The organism is uncultured Algibacter sp. (assembly GCF_947495675.1).
In the GTDB taxonomy this organism is placed as follows: Bacteria; Bacteroidota; Bacteroidia; order Flavobacteriales; family Flavobacteriaceae; genus Algibacter_B.
This window is the reverse complement of record NZ_CANLZX010000019.1, coordinates 1-16,277: the sequence shown is the minus strand read 5'-3', so window position 1 is coordinate 16,277 and position 16,277 is coordinate 1. Positions and strand designations below refer to the sequence as shown.

Sequence of the window (16,277 nt, the reverse complement as noted above, 5' to 3'; positions counted from 1 at the left end):
ATGCGCAAGCAAATAAAATATATTTTCACAGGAATTTTTTTGTTAAGTATTACATTTGGGTTTTCACAAAGAACTAAAAATGATACTATAAATACAGGCGTAATAGATGTTATTAAGCCATATGTGCCTACAATATCTGATGCTTTTAAAGTTAAAGAAGTACCCTCTTTAGATGATGAAACTACAGAAACAAAAAAGGATATTCAATATAATATTTTTTCATTTCCTGTAGCATCAACCTTTACACCTGCAAAGGGCAAAGCAGCTGTTGTAGAGAAACGAGCACCAACAAAATTATATGATAATTATGCTACGTTAGGTGTTGGTAGCTACACTACCATTTTAGGCGAAGTGTACCTAAACCATGCCATTAGTAGAAACGAAAGTATTGGTGGCTATGTAAGTCATCACTCATCTGCTGGAGGCATTGAAGGTTTAGAATTCGATGATAATTTTTCTAACTCAAAAATTAACCTTAATTATTCAAGTAGGTTAAGAGATTTGGCATGGAATGTTGAAGCTGGTTTTCAGCATCAAATGTATAATTGGTATGGTGTGCCAGAATCTCAAATAGCACAAGCTCAAACTAATAATATAGAGGTAGATCATTCTTTTTTTGATGCACATTTTGGTGGTGATATTACTTTTGAAGACACTTATATAAACTCAGGAAGTTTCTTTTTTAGACGCTTTACAGACAATAAAGGTTCTGGAGAAAATAGATTTATTGCTAAAGCTAAAGTAGATGTGCCAATTAATGATGTAGAAATATCGACCGATTTTAAAATAGACTATTTAGGTGGTGCTTTTGATAGAAATTACGAAACAACAAATGAGTTAAATTATGGTAATTTCCAAATAGGACTCTCACCAACTTACCAATTAAAACAAGACGATTTAACCGTTAACTTAGGTGTGTCTTTATATTATTTAAACGATAAAGAATCTGGCGATAATAATTTTTATGTATACCCAAACATTTCTGCTACTTACAGATTAGTAAATGATGTATTGATTGCTTATGGAGGTATAAAAGGCGATTTAATACAGAATTCTTATTATGGATTTGCAAACGAAAATCCGTTTGTTTCACCAACATTATTTATTGCACCAACAGACCAATTATACAACGCTTATGTTGGTTTAAAAGGAAAACTATCTAGTAATATGAGTTACAATGTTAGTGGGAGTTACATAGCAGATAGAAACAAAGCACTTTTTAGAAATAATGAGATTACTTTAACAAGCGAAGATTATACCTATGGAAATTCTTTCGGCATGGTTTACGATGATACAGAAACCTTTGGTGTAGCTGGAGAAATAAATATGGATGTAAATAGAAATTTCAAATTAGGTATTAAAGCCGAATATTTTAGCTATTCTACAGATGACGAAGCTGAAGCATGGAATTTGCCAGATATTAAAGGATCTCTGTTTTTAGATTATCAAATAGACGAGAATTGGTTTGCAGGTGCAAACCTCTATTATATAGGTGAGCGTAAAGATCAATTTTACTTGAATAATGGAACCATTACATCGCCTTTTACAGTTGTTTTAGATAGTTATTTTGATGCAAATGCACATGTTGGTTATCATGTAAACGAGCAATTCTCAGTTTATGCTAAAGCTAATAACATAGCTAATAATGCTTACCAGAAATGGCAAAACTTTCCTGTACAAAGCATTCAGTTTTTAGCTGGAGCTACTTATAAGTTTGATTTTTAATATCAATATTTTAATGAAGCAGATTATAACTATTATCTTTTTTTTATTTTCAATTGTTATAAATGCTCAATATAATGATTGGAAACCAGCTAAAGTATTTTTGCAAACGGGAGAAGTTTTAATTGGAAGAGCAAGACTATCAATGTCGATGAATAGAACAGAATATCCTGATGAAAAGGGATTAACTTCATTTTCAATAAGAGTTGGAAATAAAGAATACTTAAGATTTTTGGAAGGTAATGAAAGAAGAAGTACTAAGTTTGATACAGAAGAAATAAAGAAAGTTATTTTTGATTTAGATTACAAAAAGAAAGGAAAAAGGATAAAAAGAAAGGCGATTTTTATTCCTATATATAAAAGTTTAAATAAAACTAAAACAGGGTTTGCTGAACTAATTATTGATGGAAAAATTAAATTGGCTAAGAAAAAGATATCTGGTGCTGGAGTTGCACGTAATTATACTGAGGAAATATTATTAATCCGAGAAAATGAAAGTGCTATTCCAATTAATTATGCATATAAACGTAAATCTTTTAAGAAAAGAACAATTGAATATTTTTATGATTGCCCAAGTTTAATATCTAAAATTGAGAGTGAAGAACTTAAAAAGGACGATTTAGAACTTATAGTTAATTATTATAATGATAACTGCGCCAAATAATCAAAATGCTCACCCTCCATAACCAATTCGCATTGTAATCCAACCGATTCACAAGCCAATTTTAAAGTTTCAAAATCTAAATACAACCATTTCATTGGTGATTCTTTTTCACCTTTATAAGACAAAAAATAATCTAGTTCGCCATAATAACTAGAGTTCATATCCATCCAATAGCCACCATCTTCATCTTCGTACATATATTTAATATCAGAAGAATCAATTAAAATTTGTCCGTTAGGTTTTAAAAGGCTTTTTAAATGAGATAAGTGTTTTGAAACTTGAGTCAATTCTTGAAAAATACCTGTACCATTCATTAAAAGTAAAATGGTATCAAATATTTCCTTTTCATTTAAAATATTTAAAACTTCAGTATTTAAAACACCACGCTGTTTGCAAACTTTAATGGCACCTTTGGAAATATCAATAGCTTTAACATTAAAACCCTTTTCTTGAAGGTATAAACTATGACTTCCAGAGCCACAACCAACATCTAAAACAGAACCCTTGCAGAGTTTTAAGGCTTTTTGTTCCAATTCGGGCATATCTTTAAAATCTCTAAATAAATAGGGAAGTGGCAAGACATCTTCATCAGAAATGTTTGTTGAAGTGATAATATCTTCAGAATAATTTCCGTTTTGGTAATCTAATAAAGCTTTCCCGAAAAGATCTTTCATTATAAAAATTATAAGTTTAAAATTTCATAGATTAATACCTTAGCGATATTAAAATCTAACTAATCTAAGAGTCTAAATAAATCTAATTGTCTAATTTTACACCATGCAAGACATTATAAATAAGCTTCCAAAGCTGGCCAAAGATAAACATAACGAGAACAAAAAATTCTTTGCAAAGTTAAAAAAGAAGCCGCCAAAAAATTTAGATTACATCATGCAAGATTTGCATGAAGAAGAATTCGAGCGAACAGATTGTTTAGAATGTGCAAACTGTTGTAAAACTACAGGACCTTTATTTACAGATAAAGATGTAGATAGAATTGCTAAACATTTTAAAATGAAAACACAGCAATTTATTACGCAATTTTTACGTTTAGATGAGGACAATGATTATGTGTTACAAAGTGTACCATGTACGTTTTTAGGAGAAGATAATTATTGTTCTATTTATGATGTTCGCCCAAAAGCTTGCAGAGAATTTCCGCATACAGACAGAAAAAAGTTTCAGCAAATTTCTAATCTAACCTTAAAGAATGTAGTAATTTGCCCTGCAGCTTTCAATATTGTTGAAGCCATGAAGGAAAAAATAAAGTAGTATATTTAGAGAAAAACTAATCATTTGGAAACTATTTTAAACTATTTTGAGACCATACCAACACACCACAGAGCATTTATTATTGTTGGAGGCTTAACCTTTTTTTGGATATTAGAAGGTATTGTGCCTTTAATTGGATTTAATTACAAAAAATGGAAGCATGCCATTCCTAATATTTTTTTTACACTAACAACCATATTGGTTAATTTGCCATTAGCATTTTTATTTTTAAAATCTTCAGATTGGGTTATGGCAAATAATTTTGGTATTTTAAATTGGTTGCCAGAAATGCCTATTTGGTTATACGGAATTCTAGGCGTCTTTTTAATTGATTGTATTGGGGCGTATTTACCTCACTTAATTGAGCATAAGGTAAAACCGCTTTGGATGGTACATTTAGTACATCATTCTGATCATAATGTAGATACAACAACGGCCAATAGGCATCATCCACTAGAGAGTGTAATTCGTTACGTGTTTACGTTAGCTGGAATTTTTATTGTAGGCACACCAATTGCTCTTGTATTACTATATCAATCATTATCTGTAGTAGCAACGCAGTTTAATCATGCAAATATTAAATTACCTAAAAAAGTTGATAAACTTTTAAGCTATGTCATTGTTTCTCCTAACATGCACAAGGTACATCATCATCACAAAATGCCATATACAGATTCTAATTACGGTAATATATTTTCGGTTTGGGATAGACTTTTTGGTACATACATGGAGTTAGATACCGATAAGATTGTTTATGGTGTTGATGTGTTTCCAAATGAAGAAGAAAATGGTAAGATTAAAAGTTTACTGCTTCAGCCATTTCAAAAATATCAAAAGCCAACTTCTTTTGAGAGCGAAAATTAACCATTCTCAATATCACTAATATGGTGCTCTAGAGCTTTTACAGATATTTGAATTTCTTTTATTAAAAGTGCTAAAGAGATAATTAACAATATAAGCGCTATTCCAAATACCCAAATCGCCACTATGTGAAGCTGTATATAAATTAAAAACATAGTTAATACACAAAGTAATAAACTTGTTATACCAGTAATTTGCATAGCACGGGTTAAATAAAGACGTTGTTTTAAATTTTTTATTTGTTTGATTAAATGCTCGTCTTTTTGTTGTAAATATTTGTCATGTAAACTTCTAATAATTGAAGCATAAGCTATAAATCTGTTAGTATAAGCAAGCATGATTAAAGATATTGCAGAAAATAAAAGGGCAGGGGTTGTAAGTGTTAGTTGTTCCACGAAGTTAAATATTTCATCAAATTTAACAACTTTATGCTTTTTTAGCTGAATATTTCACTTTAAAAAAAATAAAGTTGTTAAACTTGGTAAAACTTGTGTTTTACTTCAATTACAATATGTAATTATTAAATACATTTTATATTATTAATTTTAATCACTTTGGTTTATTTTAAATCAATTAAATAGCCTATGGATAAATTAACAAATGCTGTTGTGCTTAGCTTAGGTTCTGTTTCTAAACGTGAGGGCAAATTAATATTATAGCCTAATTCAAAATCCCATGATTTGGTTGCTAAACTAAGAGGGATATTTACCTGCGTGTTTAATAAATCAAATATGTCATTATAAATATATTCAATTGTAGTGACTTCGCCTTGAGTATTTAACTGTTCTAGTGCAGTAGTTTGTTGAGCAATTATGAAACTTAGTTGTGGTCTAAATTTAAGTGAATAGCTTTTCCCTTTTACTAAATTTAAATTAGCATAACTACGTGATATAATTTGAAATGATTGATCTGTACCAAATAGGTAAGATGTAGTTAGTTTTGTTCCTAAAGTTCTTTTATTATTTCTTAAACCTAAACTTAAACTAATGGAGTTTGTAAAAACATCCCAACCATTAGCATAAAAATAGCGGGTGTAACCAATGTTGTAATTAAAAGATTTTTTTTTGCCTAAGGTGTTGTAATAGCCAACTGAAACATTTGTAAAATCCCAGTTTGGGCTGAAGGTTTCATAGTAAATACCAGAAACACTTATGTTAAAACCAGAAGCACTATAATAGGATATTTGAGGAACTAAATTAAATTGATTGATACCAGATTCACGACCCGTAAAAAAGGTATTGCTATTAAATGATAAGTTTGTGTATATAAAATTATTGGTGTTGAAAGAGTTTAAAATATCATTAATAAATTCTTGGTCATTAAAAAATAGTTCGTCAAGAAGTAAATCGATTTCATCTTTTATTGGCTCTTGTGCATATAAGTTAGTAGTGGTTGCTACCGTTAAGAGCAGCAACCAAAAAACTAAAATTTGTTTGTTTAAAAAGGTTAGAGTTTTCATCTTTATAAGATTTTAACTTCCACCATTTCCATTTCCGCCGCCACTTCTATTTCCACCAGAATTACCATTTCCAGCTCCATTTCCATTACGAGTTCCATCATTATTTCTGGTTTTATCACCATTACCTCCAAAACCTTCTCCATTTCTCATTTCACCTTGACCAGATTGTTGTCTGGTTTGTTTCATGTGTTCTTGCAACATTTGTCTTTGCTCTTGGGTGCAAGATTCTCTAAATTGGTCTCTTACTTGTCGTAATTGGCGTTCTTGAGTTCTTACCATGTCATTTTGGGCATCGGTAAAAGATTTTCTCAAACGTAATCTAATCTGTTCTTTAGTTTGAGTTTTGTCTCGCAAAATAGCTAATTGTTCTTCTGTTAAAGACGCTCTGAGTTGTTCTCGGTTTTTTAACATTAATTGGCGTTGTGTTTGCAACATTTCTCTTTGTTGTAGGGATAATTTATTCATGATAGGTGTATAATCATCTTCCTGAGCAAAAAGAGAGCTTCCTGTTGTTAAAAGCATTATTAAACTGAATAATGCAATAACGGTTTTTAACGATATTGTTTTCATGATTTCTACTATTTATGTTATTAAAACTGTTCTACTACTTAGAACCTAAAAAATCAAAAAAGTTTGAAATTATAACACAATATTTTCAATTAAACTTTTATCTAAATAACTGTCTATTAATGAATCCTCTATAATTACAGAATTAATAAAAATATTTTCTAATTGTTGTTCTGATAATTCCGCTTCTATAACAATACTATTAATTAGGTAATTATCTAAATAAGTTTCCATTTCAGAGTCCGAAACTATTAGTGATCTAATCAAAAAGTCATCATCAAGATTAGAATCTTTAGTTTTAATAGATTTTGTGTTTGTGATTTCATTTGATTTATTTGAGTTGTTATTTTGTATCCAAAAAGTAAATGCAATAGCAAGAATAATGCTAGCAGCAATTGGATATGCAAATCTTGGTGTTAACCAAAAAATAGTTTGTTTAGGCTTTTCTTCTTGAATAACTGCATTGAGTATGGTTTTCTTAGAACTTGCAAAAAAATCATCGGGAATATCCATTCCAAGTTTTTCTTTGTGAAGTTTTGAGATATTCTTTTTATGTTTGTTTGGGTTATTCATAATATTTTAATCTTGATTTTTTATTAGACCTTCAAAGCTTTTAAAAGTTTGTTTAGCATTGCATTAATATTTTTTCTTCAATTATTTTTACTGCACTATAATAAGATGATTTTAAGGTGCTTTCACTTACATTTAGAATTTGTGATATGTCTCGAAAACTTAAATCATCAAAGTATTTCATTTGAAAAACACGTTTTTGTTTGACTGTAAGTTCAGATATAGCTTTATTTAATTTTAGCTGTAACTCATTCCCGTTAAAAAAACTATCCTCTGTTAAGTTTTTAATATACTCGAGGCTATTGTCTTGAATAGAAACTGTATTTTTAATTTTACTTTTTTCTAAAAAACGTAAAGATTCATTATACGCTATCCTATACATCCAAGTGTGTAACGTGCTTTTTTCTTCAAATTTTTGAATACCATTAAATATTCTAATAAAAGTGTTTTGCAGTACATCGTTGGCATTATCGTGTGTAATTACAATCTTTCTAATATGCCAGTACAAACGTTCTTGATACAAATCAAGTAAATCCTTAAAAGCTTTATTTTTAAACTTTGGATTTTTGAGATTTTTTATGAGTTCAACTTCTTGATTCATAATTAGAAGATTTTATAACTTAGACCCTCCATTCGCAAAATAGTTTGCTTTAAAATACAAAAAAAATAGCATTTAATTTGAGTAGGTTTTATTAGTTTAGTAAAATGCAAGAAGACTTCCTACATTATATTTGGAAACATAAAAAAATTAAATTCAATAGTTTAAAAACTGTTATAGGAGAACCTATTGTTGTTACTTCTGTTGGCCAACATAACCATAATTCAGGCCCAGATTTTTTTAATGCAAAGGTTAAAATAGGAGAGCAGCTTTGGGCTGGTAATGTGGAAATTCATATAAAATCATCCGATTGGTTTCTACATAATCATGAGCAAGATAAAGCTTATGATAATGTTATTCTTCATGTTGTTTGGGAATATGATACCGAAGTGTTTAGAAAAGATAATACTGCTATACCTACATTACAACTTAAAGATTTTGTTGATAGGGATATGCTACATAATTATGAAAGGCTTTTTGCTAAACAAAACAAATGGATTAATTGTGAAAATGAGTTTGCTTTGGTAGATGGTTTTGTTTTATCCAATTGGTTAGAACGATTGTATTTTGAGCGTTTAGAACGAAAATCGGAAACCATAGAGATGCTTTTGGTAGAGTCTAAAAATGACTGGGAAGCAGTACTATTTAAAATGCTAACTAAAAATTTTGGATTAAAAGTAAATGGTGAATCCTTTTTTAGCTTGGCACAGTCTATAGATTTTTCAATAATTAGAAAAACACAATCTAATCAGCAAGTTTTAGAAGCTCTATTGTTAGGTCAAGCAGGTTTGTTAGAGCAAAAAGTTGAAGATGCGTATTACTTAACATTAAATAAAGAGTATCAGTTTTTAAAACAAAAATTCAATATTCAACATCATCAAGTTTTACCAATACAGTTTTTTAGATTAAGACCACCAAATTTTCCAACCATTAGATTATCGCAGTTAGCTAGCCTGTATTACAATCATCAAAATTTATTTTCTAAAATCATAGAAATAAATAAATTAGAAGATTTTTATGAGCTTTTCAATGTTTCAACTTCTACGTTTTGGAAAACACATTATACATTTAATAAAGAATCTAAATTATCAACAAAAAAGCTCTCAAAATCATTTATTGATTTACTGTTGATTAATACGATACTACCAATTAAATTTTGTTATTCAAAACAAAAAGGAAAGGATGTAGAATCAGAAATAATTAAAATAGCTGAGGCTTTAGCATCAGAAAAAAATAGTATAATTGATGCATACAATAGTTTAAAGAAAATATCTAAATCCTCATTAGAATCTCAAGCGTTAATTCAACTTAAAACAGAATATTGTGATAAAAATAAATGTTTACAATGTGCTATAGGTAATTCTTTAATTAATAAATAAGCGCAGAATACAAATTTTTATAGCATATTTTAAATGATTATTGTTTTAAGCTTTTAAACTAAAAAAGTAAGCCTTAAATTGCAGCATGAACAATATTTATAAACCTTTATTGTTTTTTCAAAAGCACGGATATTACGTTTGTCAACGTATAGCCGATCGTTTTGGTATTAGAGCTAAAGTGGTAAGAACCTCTTTCATGTACTTAACATTTGTTACTGTTGGTTTTGGTTTTGCTCTATATTTGTTTTTGGCTTTTTGGATGCGAATAAAAGATTTAGTTAACACAAAACGCTCATCGGTTTTTGATTTATGAATCCATTAATAAAGTTTTTTAGAACAAAAATTTATACAGCTGTATTTTTACTGATTGTAATTATGCTTATTGGTGTATCTGGATATAAAATGATATCGGGTTATTCTTGGGTTGATGCTTTTTATATGACCGTTATAACCATGACAACAGTAGGTTTTGGTGAAGTTGTGCCTTTAGATAACCAGTCTAAAATCTTTACAATATTTCTAATTTTAGCAAGTGTTGTTATTGTAGGTTATGCTTTATCTATAATTACAGAATATATTTTAAGTAAAAATGATCTTGAAGAATTAAAACACAAAAAGATGCAGAAAAAGATAGACAGTTTTAAAAATCACATTGTTATTTGCGGATACGGAAGAAATGGAAAGCAAGCAGCAATAAAGTTAAAAGCTTATAATAAACAGTTTGTTGTTATAGATAAGAATAAAGACATGGAAGAGCGTTTACAATTAGACGATGTACCTTATGTAATAGGCAACGCTAATGAAGATGAAGTTTTATCAATTGCAGGTGTAGATAGAGCTTCATGCTTTATTTCAGCATTACCAAATGATGCAGATAATTTATTTGTAGTGCTTTCTGCAAGACAATTAAATAGTAAAATTAATATAATTAGCAGGGCTTCAAATGAATCTTCATATGAAAAACTAAAATTTGCAGGAGCAAATAATGTAATACTTCCAGATAAAATAGGAGGCGATCATATGGCATCTTTAGTAGTAGTACCTGGTTTAATGGAATTTATTGACAACTTATCTATTGTAGGTAAATCAAATATTAATATAGAGGAAGTCGCAGTAGAGAAATTTTATGATTCAAAGAAACCTAAAACTATTAAAGATTTAGATCTTAGAAGAAAGACTGGTTGTTCTGTTATAGGTTATAAAGACGAAAATGGCGAATATATTTTAAACCCTGATGCAGACATGGAATTAGCAAGGCATTCTAAAATCATTGTTTTAGGAAGACCAGAACAAATAGAAACGTTAAATTCTGAGTATGATATCGACTAGCAAATATGCTATTTTAACAGCTATTGTTTTATAAAATCATTTTTTTTTAGCATCTTGCTAGATTCTAATAAGAGTCTTTCAAATAAAAATTAACTAACACAAACTTTATGAAGAAGTATCTTCTTTCAATTTTCACATTAATTATTCCATTTTTAACATTTGCACAAGAAACAGCCGAAAAAGGCATAGATCAAATTATTGATGAAAAATTTGGAAGTGCTACAGGTTGGTTTGTTGAAGCTGTTTTTTATCAAATACCGTTTACAGATACTATTAGTGTTTATTGGGTATTATTTCCATTAATTTTGGGAGCCCTTTACTTTACTTTCTATTTTAATTTTATAAATTTTAAAGGGTTTTTTACTTCTATAAATATAGTAAGAGGAAAATATGATGATTTAGAAGACCGAAAAAACCATAAAGTAGAAATTTCAAAATCTAAATTTACTGATGAAGAAGATAACCCAGATACTATTAGAGTTGAAGGGCATGATGGAGAAGTTTCACATTTTCAAGCATTAACAGCGGCATTATCTGCAACTGTTGGGTTAGGTAATATTGCAGGTGTGGCCATAGCAGTTTCTATTGGTGGTGCAGGTGCTACGTTTTGGATGATAATTGCTGGATTTTTAGGCATGGCTTCAAAGTTTGTTGAATGTACATTAGGTGTAAAATATAGAGATATTGAAGATGACGGAACAGTCTATGGAGGTCCAATGTACTACTTAACTAAAGGTTTAAAATCAAAAGGTCTTGGTGGTTTAGGTAAAGTTTTAGCTGTTTTATTTGCCATTTTTGTAATTGGTGGTTCATTTGGTGGTGGTAATATGTTTCAAGTAAATCAAGCATTTCAATTAGTTGAAAATATTACAGGAGGAGAAAACTCTTTTCTTCATGGCTATGGATGGGCTTTTGGTGTTGTCATGGCCATTCTAGTTGGAATAGTAATTATTGGAGGTATTAAAAAAATAGCTAAAGTAACCGATAAAATTGTGCCATTTATGGTAGCTATTTATGTGGCAGCTTCTTTGTTTGTAATTTTTGCTAACTTTAATATGATTGGTGATGCATTTGCTCAAATATTTAATGGCGCTTTTAGTCCAGAAGGAATTGCTGGTGGTGCGGTTGGTGTATTAGTTCAAGGGTTTAGACGTGCTGCATTTTCAAATGAAGCCGGTATTGGATCAGCTTCCATTGCACATTCTGCAGTTAAAACCAAATACGCTGCAAGTGAAGGAATGGTTGCTTTGTTAGAACCTTTTATAGATACTGTAGTTGTATGTACCATGACGGCTTTAGTGTTAATTATTACTGGAAATGTAACTGCAGAAAATGCGTCTTTAAATGATGCACAAGCTATATTACTTACATCTGGAGCTTTTGAATCTGCAATTTCATGGTTTCCTTATGTTTTAACTATAGCAGTAGTGTTATTTGCTTTTAGTTCTATGATTTCTTGGTCTTATTACGGTTTCCAAGGATGGTCTTATTTATTTGGAAGAACTAAAAAAGCAGAATACTCATATAAAATATTGTTTTGTTTATTTGTAATTGTTGGATCAGCAGCTAGTTTAGGATCTGTAATAGGGTTCTCTGATGCCATGGTATTTGCCATGATGGTTCCAAATATGGTAGGATTAGTATTGTTAGCTCCTAAAGTTAAAGGTGAATTAAATAAATATATGGATGCAATAAAAACTATGAAAAAATAATTATTAAATGCAAAATTTCAAATCCCATTTTACGTTTTCAAAAGAACAACGAAATGGGATTTTTTTATTATTAATAATTATAATAGTAGCTCAATGCGTATATTTTTTTATAGACTATCCATCAAATAATATTCAAGTAAATAAAGAAGAACTCTTAAAATATACTAAAGAAATAGATTCTTTGAGATTTCATAAAACACAAGAAAATAAACCTAAAATATATCCATTTAACCCAAATTATATTACAGACTATAAAGGTTCAAGTTTAGGAATGTCTAATGAAGAAATAGATAGATTATTAACTTTTAGAAAACAGAATAAATGGATAAATTCTACCAAACAATTTCAAGAAATCACTAAGGTTTCAGATTCGTTATTAAAAGTACTATCACCAAATTTCAAATTTCCAGAATGGGTAACTAACCCTAAACCAAGAAATAATTCATTTCAAGTCTATAATAGTAAGCCAAGAACTTATGCAAATAAGCAAGACTTAAATAAAGTAACAGCTCAACAACTTCAAAAAGTAAATGGTGTTGGTAAAGTGCTATCAGAACGAATAATAAAATACAGAAATAAGTTTAAAGGAGGTTTTATTGCAGATATACAACTTCAAGATGTATATGGATTAAGTCCAGAGGTAATTGAAAAAATTACAGATCATTTCACTGTAAAAACTCCAAAAGCAATAAAAAAAATAAATATTAACACAACAACTATAGATGATTTAGTTACCATTCCACATATTGATTATGATTTAGCACATGATATTTTAGAGCAGCGCCAATTAAGAGAAGGCTATAACTCAATTGATGATTTAATAAAAGTTAAAGACTTCCCTTTAAATAAAATCAAGATAATTGAATTATATTTGCACTTCGAAAAAGAAAAAATAAATGAATAGCATGTACTTCACCGAAGAGCATAATCTTTTTAGAAAAAGCCTTCAAGATTTTTTACAAAAAGAGGTTGTACCACATATTGAAAAATGGGAAAAAACAGGTAATATCGAAAGATTTATTTGGAGCAAATTTGGAGATATGGGCTTTTTAGGTATAAACTACCCAGAAGCTTATGGAGGAATGAATTTAGATTTATTCTATACCGTTATTCTTCTTGAGGAACTTCAAAAAATAAACTCAGGTGGTTTTGCTGCAGCAATTTGGGCGCATGTGTATTTAGCCATGACGCATTTAAATGCTGAAGCCAACGAAGATATTAAGCAAAAATATTTGGTGCCTAGTATAGCGGGTAATAAAATAGGTTGTCTGTGTATTACAGAGCCATTTGGTGGAAGTGATGTTGCAGGAATGCGAACAACTGCTGTTAAAAACGGAGACCATTATTTGATTAATGGTTCAAAAACATTTATAACTAATGGTGTTTTAAGCGACTATTTAATCGTAGCTGCCAAAACAACACCAGAAATAGGTAATAAAGGGATTAGTATATTTGTTTTGGATAGAGAAATGGATGGTGTTTCTGCTACCAAACTAAATAAGTTAGGTTGGAATGCATCAGATACAGGAGAAATAGCATTTGATAATGTTAAGGTGCCTTTAACAAATCTTCTAGGTGAAGAAAACAAAGGTTTCTCATACATAATGCAACACTTTTCATTGGAACGATTAATTATGGGAATCAATGCTCATGCTCGTGCAGAATTCGCTCTAGATTATGCATTAAATTATATGAGTGAACGTGAAGCTTTTGGTAAGACTATAAATAAATTCCAAGCCTTAAGACATAGTTTAGTAGACCTTTATTCCGATATGGAGATAAATAAAACATTTAACTACGCTATAGCCTCTAGATTAGATAAAGGTGAGTATGTTGTTAAAGAAGCAACCATGTCCAAACTTAAATCTACAAAAATGGCCGATGAGGTTATTTATCAATGTCTACAGTTTTTGGGCGGTTATGGATATATGGAAGAATATCCCATGGCACGTCTTCTCAGAGATAGTAGGTTAGGGCCAATTGGAGGTGGAACTTCAGAAATCCTCAAAGAGATTTTAGCAAAAATTATTATTGATAAAAAAGAATATAAACCAGTCACATAAATTATTTAGTTTAGTGCGAATTAAATTATAACTAACCCAATTTGGGTTTAGAGTTTTAATAAGGTTTTTATTCTTTAATTTCATTTATTTAAGGTTTTTAAATAAAAATTTACCTTTAAGGCTATTATAGTATTACAAAAATATAGTGTTTTAATTCTTTTGAAAGCTTACTTAATATTGTTTGTCTGCTTATTAAATATATAAATGCTTTCTTATTTTGTGTTATAATAAACACGATTTAAATAAAAGAAAAAAACAATTGTTAACTTTAAATTACTTTTTATATTTGCAGCCAGAAAATTCTAAAAGAGAGGAGGTTAAGATACTATGTTAATAATTCCAATTAAAGAAGGAGAAAATATAGATAGAGCACTAAAACGTTACAAACGTAAGTTTGTTAAAACAACGGTTAAAAATCAGTTGCAAGAGCGCAAACAGTTTACTAAGCCTTCAATTGCTCGTAGAGCGCAAGTTAAAAAAGCGCAATATATCCAGACTTTAAGAGACGCAGAAGCGGTATAGTTAAATACCATTCTTTGTTAAAGATACAATCCCGCTATTTATAGCGGGATTTTTTTGTAAATACGTTATTTAACTTGTATAATATGATTTTAAAGTTGCTCTATTAACTTTTAACTTTTAACTTTATAACTTTAACACATCTTATATATATGTCCCTAAAATCATTTACAGATTACCTGTTATTAGAAAAAAACTATTCTAAGCTTACAGTAAATGCATATCAAAATGATTTAGAAGATTTTTCAGAATTCATAAAAGATGAATACGAAAACAATTCAATAAACAATATCAATTATGCACAAATAAGAAGTTGGATAGTTTTATTAGTAGAAAATGGATTATCAAACCGAAGTGTTAACCGAAAAGTATCAGCATTAAATAGTTATTATAAATTTTTATTGAAAATAGGCGATATTAATCTGAACCCATTATCTAAACATAAAGCTTTAAAAACAAATAAAAAAATTCAAGTTCCATTTTCAGAAGCAGAAATTAAAAGTGTTTTGGACGATTTAAATTTTGCAGACGATTTTGAAAGTTTAAGAAACAAGTTCATAATTGAGTTGTTTTATTCCACAGGTATTAGAAGGATAGAACTTGTTGAGCTAACTACATCAAGTTTAGATTTAAACAACAATACTTTAAAAGTTTTAGGAAAAAGAAATAAAGAGCGTATAGTTCCGTTATTAAAATCAGTAACACAAACAGCAGTTAAATATTTAAATGTAAGAAATAGCCTAGAAGCTATTATAGACACAGAACAACTCTTTTTAACTAAAAAAGGCGTTAAAATATACGAAACACTTGTTTACAGGATAATAAATGAGTATTTTAGTTTAGCATCTTCAAAGGTAAAAAAGAGCCCGCACATTCTCAGGCACTCTTTCGCTACCCATTTGTTAAATCAAGGTGCCGATTTAAATGCTGTTAAAGAACTTTTAGGGCACTCTAGTTTAGCTGCTACACAAGTTTATACACATAATAGTATATCAGAACTAAAAAGGGTACACATAAATGCACACCCAAGAAGCAAAAAATAGCATTTATAAAATTATTGTCTAACCAAAAATAGAAGTATGAAAGTAAACACGCAATCGGTTAATTTTAATGCAGATCAAAAGTTAATAGATTTTATTCAGCAACGCATGGATAAATTAGACATGTACTATGATAAAGTAATTAAATCTGATGTTTTTTTAAAAGTTGAGAATACAAGTAATAAAGAAAATAAAATATTTGAGGCAAAAGTAAGTGTGCCTGGAGATAGCTTTGTTGTAAAAAAGCAATGTAAAACCTTTGAAGAGGGTGCAGATATGGCAGTCGCATCATTAGAAAGGCAATTAAAAAAGAGAAAAGAAAAATTAAGAGCACATTTATAATAAAATTTATTAAAAAATGTTTTGAATAAAGTAAAAAATCTATACATTTGCAGTCCGTTAGAAATAGCGGGCTTTTTTTATGTGGTTTTTTTGTAAAAAATTCATAAAAAAGCCGATGTAGCTCAGCTGGCTAGAGCAGCTGATTTGTAATCAGCAGGTCGTGGGTTCGAGTCCCTCCATCGG

The 16,277-nt window shown here is 29.4% G+C and carries 19 protein-coding genes; 13 read left to right on the top strand and 6 right to left on the bottom strand.

The features are described 5' to 3' along the window. Complete coding sequence (locus Q0842_RS13110) at positions 1-1,725, top strand: TonB-dependent receptor (RefSeq protein WP_298498862.1); 1,725 nt, start codon at positions 1-3, stop codon at positions 1,723-1,725. Between the two features lie 13 nt (positions 1,726-1,738). Next, positions 1,739-2,386, top strand: a complete 648-nt coding sequence (locus Q0842_RS13105) for a hypothetical protein (protein ID WP_298498860.1) — start codon at positions 1,739-1,741, stop codon at positions 2,384-2,386. Here Q0842_RS13105 and Q0842_RS13100 read toward each other — a convergent pair. Further along, a complete protein-coding gene (locus Q0842_RS13100; protein ID WP_298498858.1) occupies positions 2,362-3,060 on the bottom strand; it encodes a methyltransferase domain-containing protein in 699 nt (232 codons plus the stop codon). The genes Q0842_RS13105 and Q0842_RS13100 overlap by 25 nt on opposite strands. A 103-nt stretch (positions 3,061-3,163) precedes the next feature. Between Q0842_RS13100 and Q0842_RS13095 the strand changes: the two genes are divergently transcribed. Then, positions 3,164-3,655: a YkgJ family cysteine cluster protein gene (locus Q0842_RS13095; protein WP_298498855.1), complete on the top strand. Its 492-nt coding sequence runs from the start codon at positions 3,164-3,166 to the stop codon at positions 3,653-3,655. A 24-nt stretch (positions 3,656-3,679) separates the two neighbouring features. After that, positions 3,680-4,519 carry a sterol desaturase family protein gene (locus Q0842_RS13090; protein WP_298498852.1) on the top strand — a complete coding sequence of 280 codons (840 nt, stop codon included), beginning with the start codon at positions 3,680-3,682 and terminating at the stop codon, positions 4,517-4,519. Here the strand turns inward: Q0842_RS13090 and Q0842_RS13085 are convergent. The 5 genes from Q0842_RS13085 to Q0842_RS13065 all read right to left on the bottom strand — a co-directional run bounded on the left by Q0842_RS13085 (position 4,516) and on the right by Q0842_RS13065 (position 7,713). Beyond that, positions 4,516-4,911 (bottom strand): DUF2721 domain-containing protein, encoded by a 396-nt coding sequence (locus Q0842_RS13085; protein ID WP_298498849.1) that lies wholly within the window; start codon positions 4,909-4,911, stop codon positions 4,516-4,518. The two genes, Q0842_RS13090 and Q0842_RS13085, sit on opposite strands and share 4 nt — an antisense overlap. 164 nt (positions 4,912-5,075) lie before the next feature. Next, positions 5,076-5,975 carry a hypothetical protein gene (locus tag Q0842_RS13080; RefSeq protein WP_298498846.1) on the bottom strand — a complete coding sequence of 300 codons (900 nt, stop codon included), beginning with the start codon at positions 5,973-5,975 and terminating at the stop codon, positions 5,076-5,078. Positions 5,976-5,987: 12 nt separating this feature from the next. Next, a complete protein-coding gene (locus Q0842_RS13075) occupies positions 5,988-6,545 on the bottom strand; it encodes a hypothetical protein (protein ID WP_298498843.1) in 558 nt (185 codons plus the stop codon). Positions 6,546-6,614: 69 nt separating this feature from the next. Then, on the bottom strand, positions 6,615-7,115 hold the full coding sequence (locus tag Q0842_RS13070; protein WP_298498840.1) for a hypothetical protein: 501 nt from the start codon (positions 7,113-7,115) through the stop codon (positions 6,615-6,617). A gap of 52 nt (positions 7,116-7,167) precedes the next feature. Then, positions 7,168-7,713 carry an RNA polymerase sigma factor gene (locus tag Q0842_RS13065; RefSeq protein WP_298498837.1) on the bottom strand — a complete coding sequence of 182 codons (546 nt, stop codon included), beginning with the start codon at positions 7,711-7,713 and terminating at the stop codon, positions 7,168-7,170. A gap of 104 nt (positions 7,714-7,817) precedes the next feature. Between Q0842_RS13065 and Q0842_RS13060 the strand changes: the two genes are divergently transcribed. The 9 genes from Q0842_RS13060 to raiA all read left to right on the top strand — a co-directional run bounded on the left by Q0842_RS13060 (position 7,818) and on the right by raiA (position 16,094). Continuing rightward, on the top strand, positions 7,818-9,089 hold the full coding sequence (locus tag Q0842_RS13060) for a DUF2851 family protein (RefSeq protein ID WP_298498834.1): 1,272 nt from the start codon (positions 7,818-7,820) through the stop codon (positions 9,087-9,089). Positions 9,090-9,174: 85 nt separating this feature from the next. Continuing rightward, positions 9,175-9,402 carry a PspC domain-containing protein gene (locus Q0842_RS13055; RefSeq protein WP_298498831.1) on the top strand — a complete coding sequence of 76 codons (228 nt, stop codon included), beginning with the start codon at positions 9,175-9,177 and terminating at the stop codon, positions 9,400-9,402. Beyond that, positions 9,399-10,418, top strand: a complete 1,020-nt coding sequence (locus Q0842_RS13050) for a TrkA family potassium uptake protein (protein WP_298498828.1) — start codon at positions 9,399-9,401, stop codon at positions 10,416-10,418. The genes Q0842_RS13055 and Q0842_RS13050 overlap by 4 nt, the downstream gene beginning before the upstream one ends. Positions 10,419-10,525: 107 nt before the next feature. Beyond that, the gene (locus Q0842_RS13045; protein WP_298498825.1) at positions 10,526-12,130 is read left to right on the top strand and encodes a sodium:alanine symporter family protein; all 1,605 of its coding nucleotides are present in this window, start codon (positions 10,526-10,528) and stop codon (positions 12,128-12,130) included. Between the two features lie 7 nt (positions 12,131-12,137). Next, positions 12,138-13,034, top strand: a complete 897-nt coding sequence (locus Q0842_RS13040) for a helix-hairpin-helix domain-containing protein (protein ID WP_298498822.1) — start codon at positions 12,138-12,140, stop codon at positions 13,032-13,034. Beyond that, positions 13,027-14,193, top strand: coding sequence for an acyl-CoA dehydrogenase family protein (locus tag Q0842_RS13035; RefSeq protein WP_298498818.1), 1,167 nt, complete (start codon positions 13,027-13,029; stop codon positions 14,191-14,193). The genes Q0842_RS13040 and Q0842_RS13035 overlap by 8 nt, the downstream gene beginning before the upstream one ends. 327 nt (positions 14,194-14,520) lie before the next feature. Beyond that, positions 14,521-14,715, top strand: coding sequence for a 30S ribosomal protein S21 (rpsU, locus tag Q0842_RS13030; protein WP_298498815.1), 195 nt, complete (start codon positions 14,521-14,523; stop codon positions 14,713-14,715). Positions 14,716-14,864: 149 nt separating this feature from the next. Then, on the top strand, positions 14,865-15,755 hold the full coding sequence (locus Q0842_RS13025) for a tyrosine-type recombinase/integrase (RefSeq protein ID WP_298498812.1): 891 nt from the start codon (positions 14,865-14,867) through the stop codon (positions 15,753-15,755). A 36-nt stretch (positions 15,756-15,791) separates the two neighbouring features. Further along, positions 15,792-16,094, top strand: a complete 303-nt coding sequence (gene raiA, locus Q0842_RS13020; protein WP_298498810.1) for a ribosome-associated translation inhibitor RaiA — start codon at positions 15,792-15,794, stop codon at positions 16,092-16,094. The last annotated feature ends 183 nt before the right edge of the window (positions 16,095-16,277 follow it).

Coding starts and splice junctions, on each gene's coding strand:
- Q0842_RS13110 (WP_298498862.1), top strand. CDS start 1: ATGCGCAAGCAAATAAAATATATTTTCACAGGAATTTTTTTGTTAAGT.
- Q0842_RS13105 (WP_298498860.1), top strand. CDS start 1,739: ATGAAGCAGATTATAACTATTATCTTTTTTTTATTTTCAATTGTTATA.
- Q0842_RS13100 (WP_298498858.1), bottom strand. CDS start 3,060: ATGAAAGATCTTTTCGGGAAAGCTTTATTAGATTACCAAAACGGAAAT.
- Q0842_RS13095 (WP_298498855.1), top strand. CDS start 3,164: ATGCAAGACATTATAAATAAGCTTCCAAAGCTGGCCAAAGATAAACAT.
- Q0842_RS13080 (WP_298498846.1), bottom strand. CDS start 5,975: ATGAAAACTCTAACCTTTTTAAACAAACAAATTTTAGTTTTTTGGTTG.
- Q0842_RS13075 (WP_298498843.1), bottom strand. CDS start 6,545: ATGAAAACAATATCGTTAAAAACCGTTATTGCATTATTCAGTTTAATA.
- Q0842_RS13070 (WP_298498840.1), bottom strand. CDS start 7,115: ATGAATAACCCAAACAAACATAAAAAGAATATCTCAAAACTTCACAAA.
- Q0842_RS13065 (WP_298498837.1), bottom strand. CDS start 7,713: ATGAATCAAGAAGTTGAACTCATAAAAAATCTCAAAAATCCAAAGTTT.
- Q0842_RS13060 (WP_298498834.1), top strand. CDS start 7,818: ATGCAAGAAGACTTCCTACATTATATTTGGAAACATAAAAAAATTAAA.
- Q0842_RS13055 (WP_298498831.1), top strand. CDS start 9,175: ATGAACAATATTTATAAACCTTTATTGTTTTTTCAAAAGCACGGATAT.
- Q0842_RS13050 (WP_298498828.1), top strand. CDS start 9,399: ATGAATCCATTAATAAAGTTTTTTAGAACAAAAATTTATACAGCTGTA.
- Q0842_RS13045 (WP_298498825.1), top strand. CDS start 10,526: ATGAAGAAGTATCTTCTTTCAATTTTCACATTAATTATTCCATTTTTA.
- Q0842_RS13040 (WP_298498822.1), top strand. CDS start 12,138: ATGCAAAATTTCAAATCCCATTTTACGTTTTCAAAAGAACAACGAAAT.
- Q0842_RS13035 (WP_298498818.1), top strand. CDS start 13,027: ATGAATAGCATGTACTTCACCGAAGAGCATAATCTTTTTAGAAAAAGC.
- rpsU (WP_298498815.1), top strand. CDS start 14,521: ATGTTAATAATTCCAATTAAAGAAGGAGAAAATATAGATAGAGCACTA.
- Q0842_RS13025 (WP_298498812.1), top strand. CDS start 14,865: ATGTCCCTAAAATCATTTACAGATTACCTGTTATTAGAAAAAAACTAT.
- raiA (WP_298498810.1), top strand. CDS start 15,792: ATGAAAGTAAACACGCAATCGGTTAATTTTAATGCAGATCAAAAGTTA.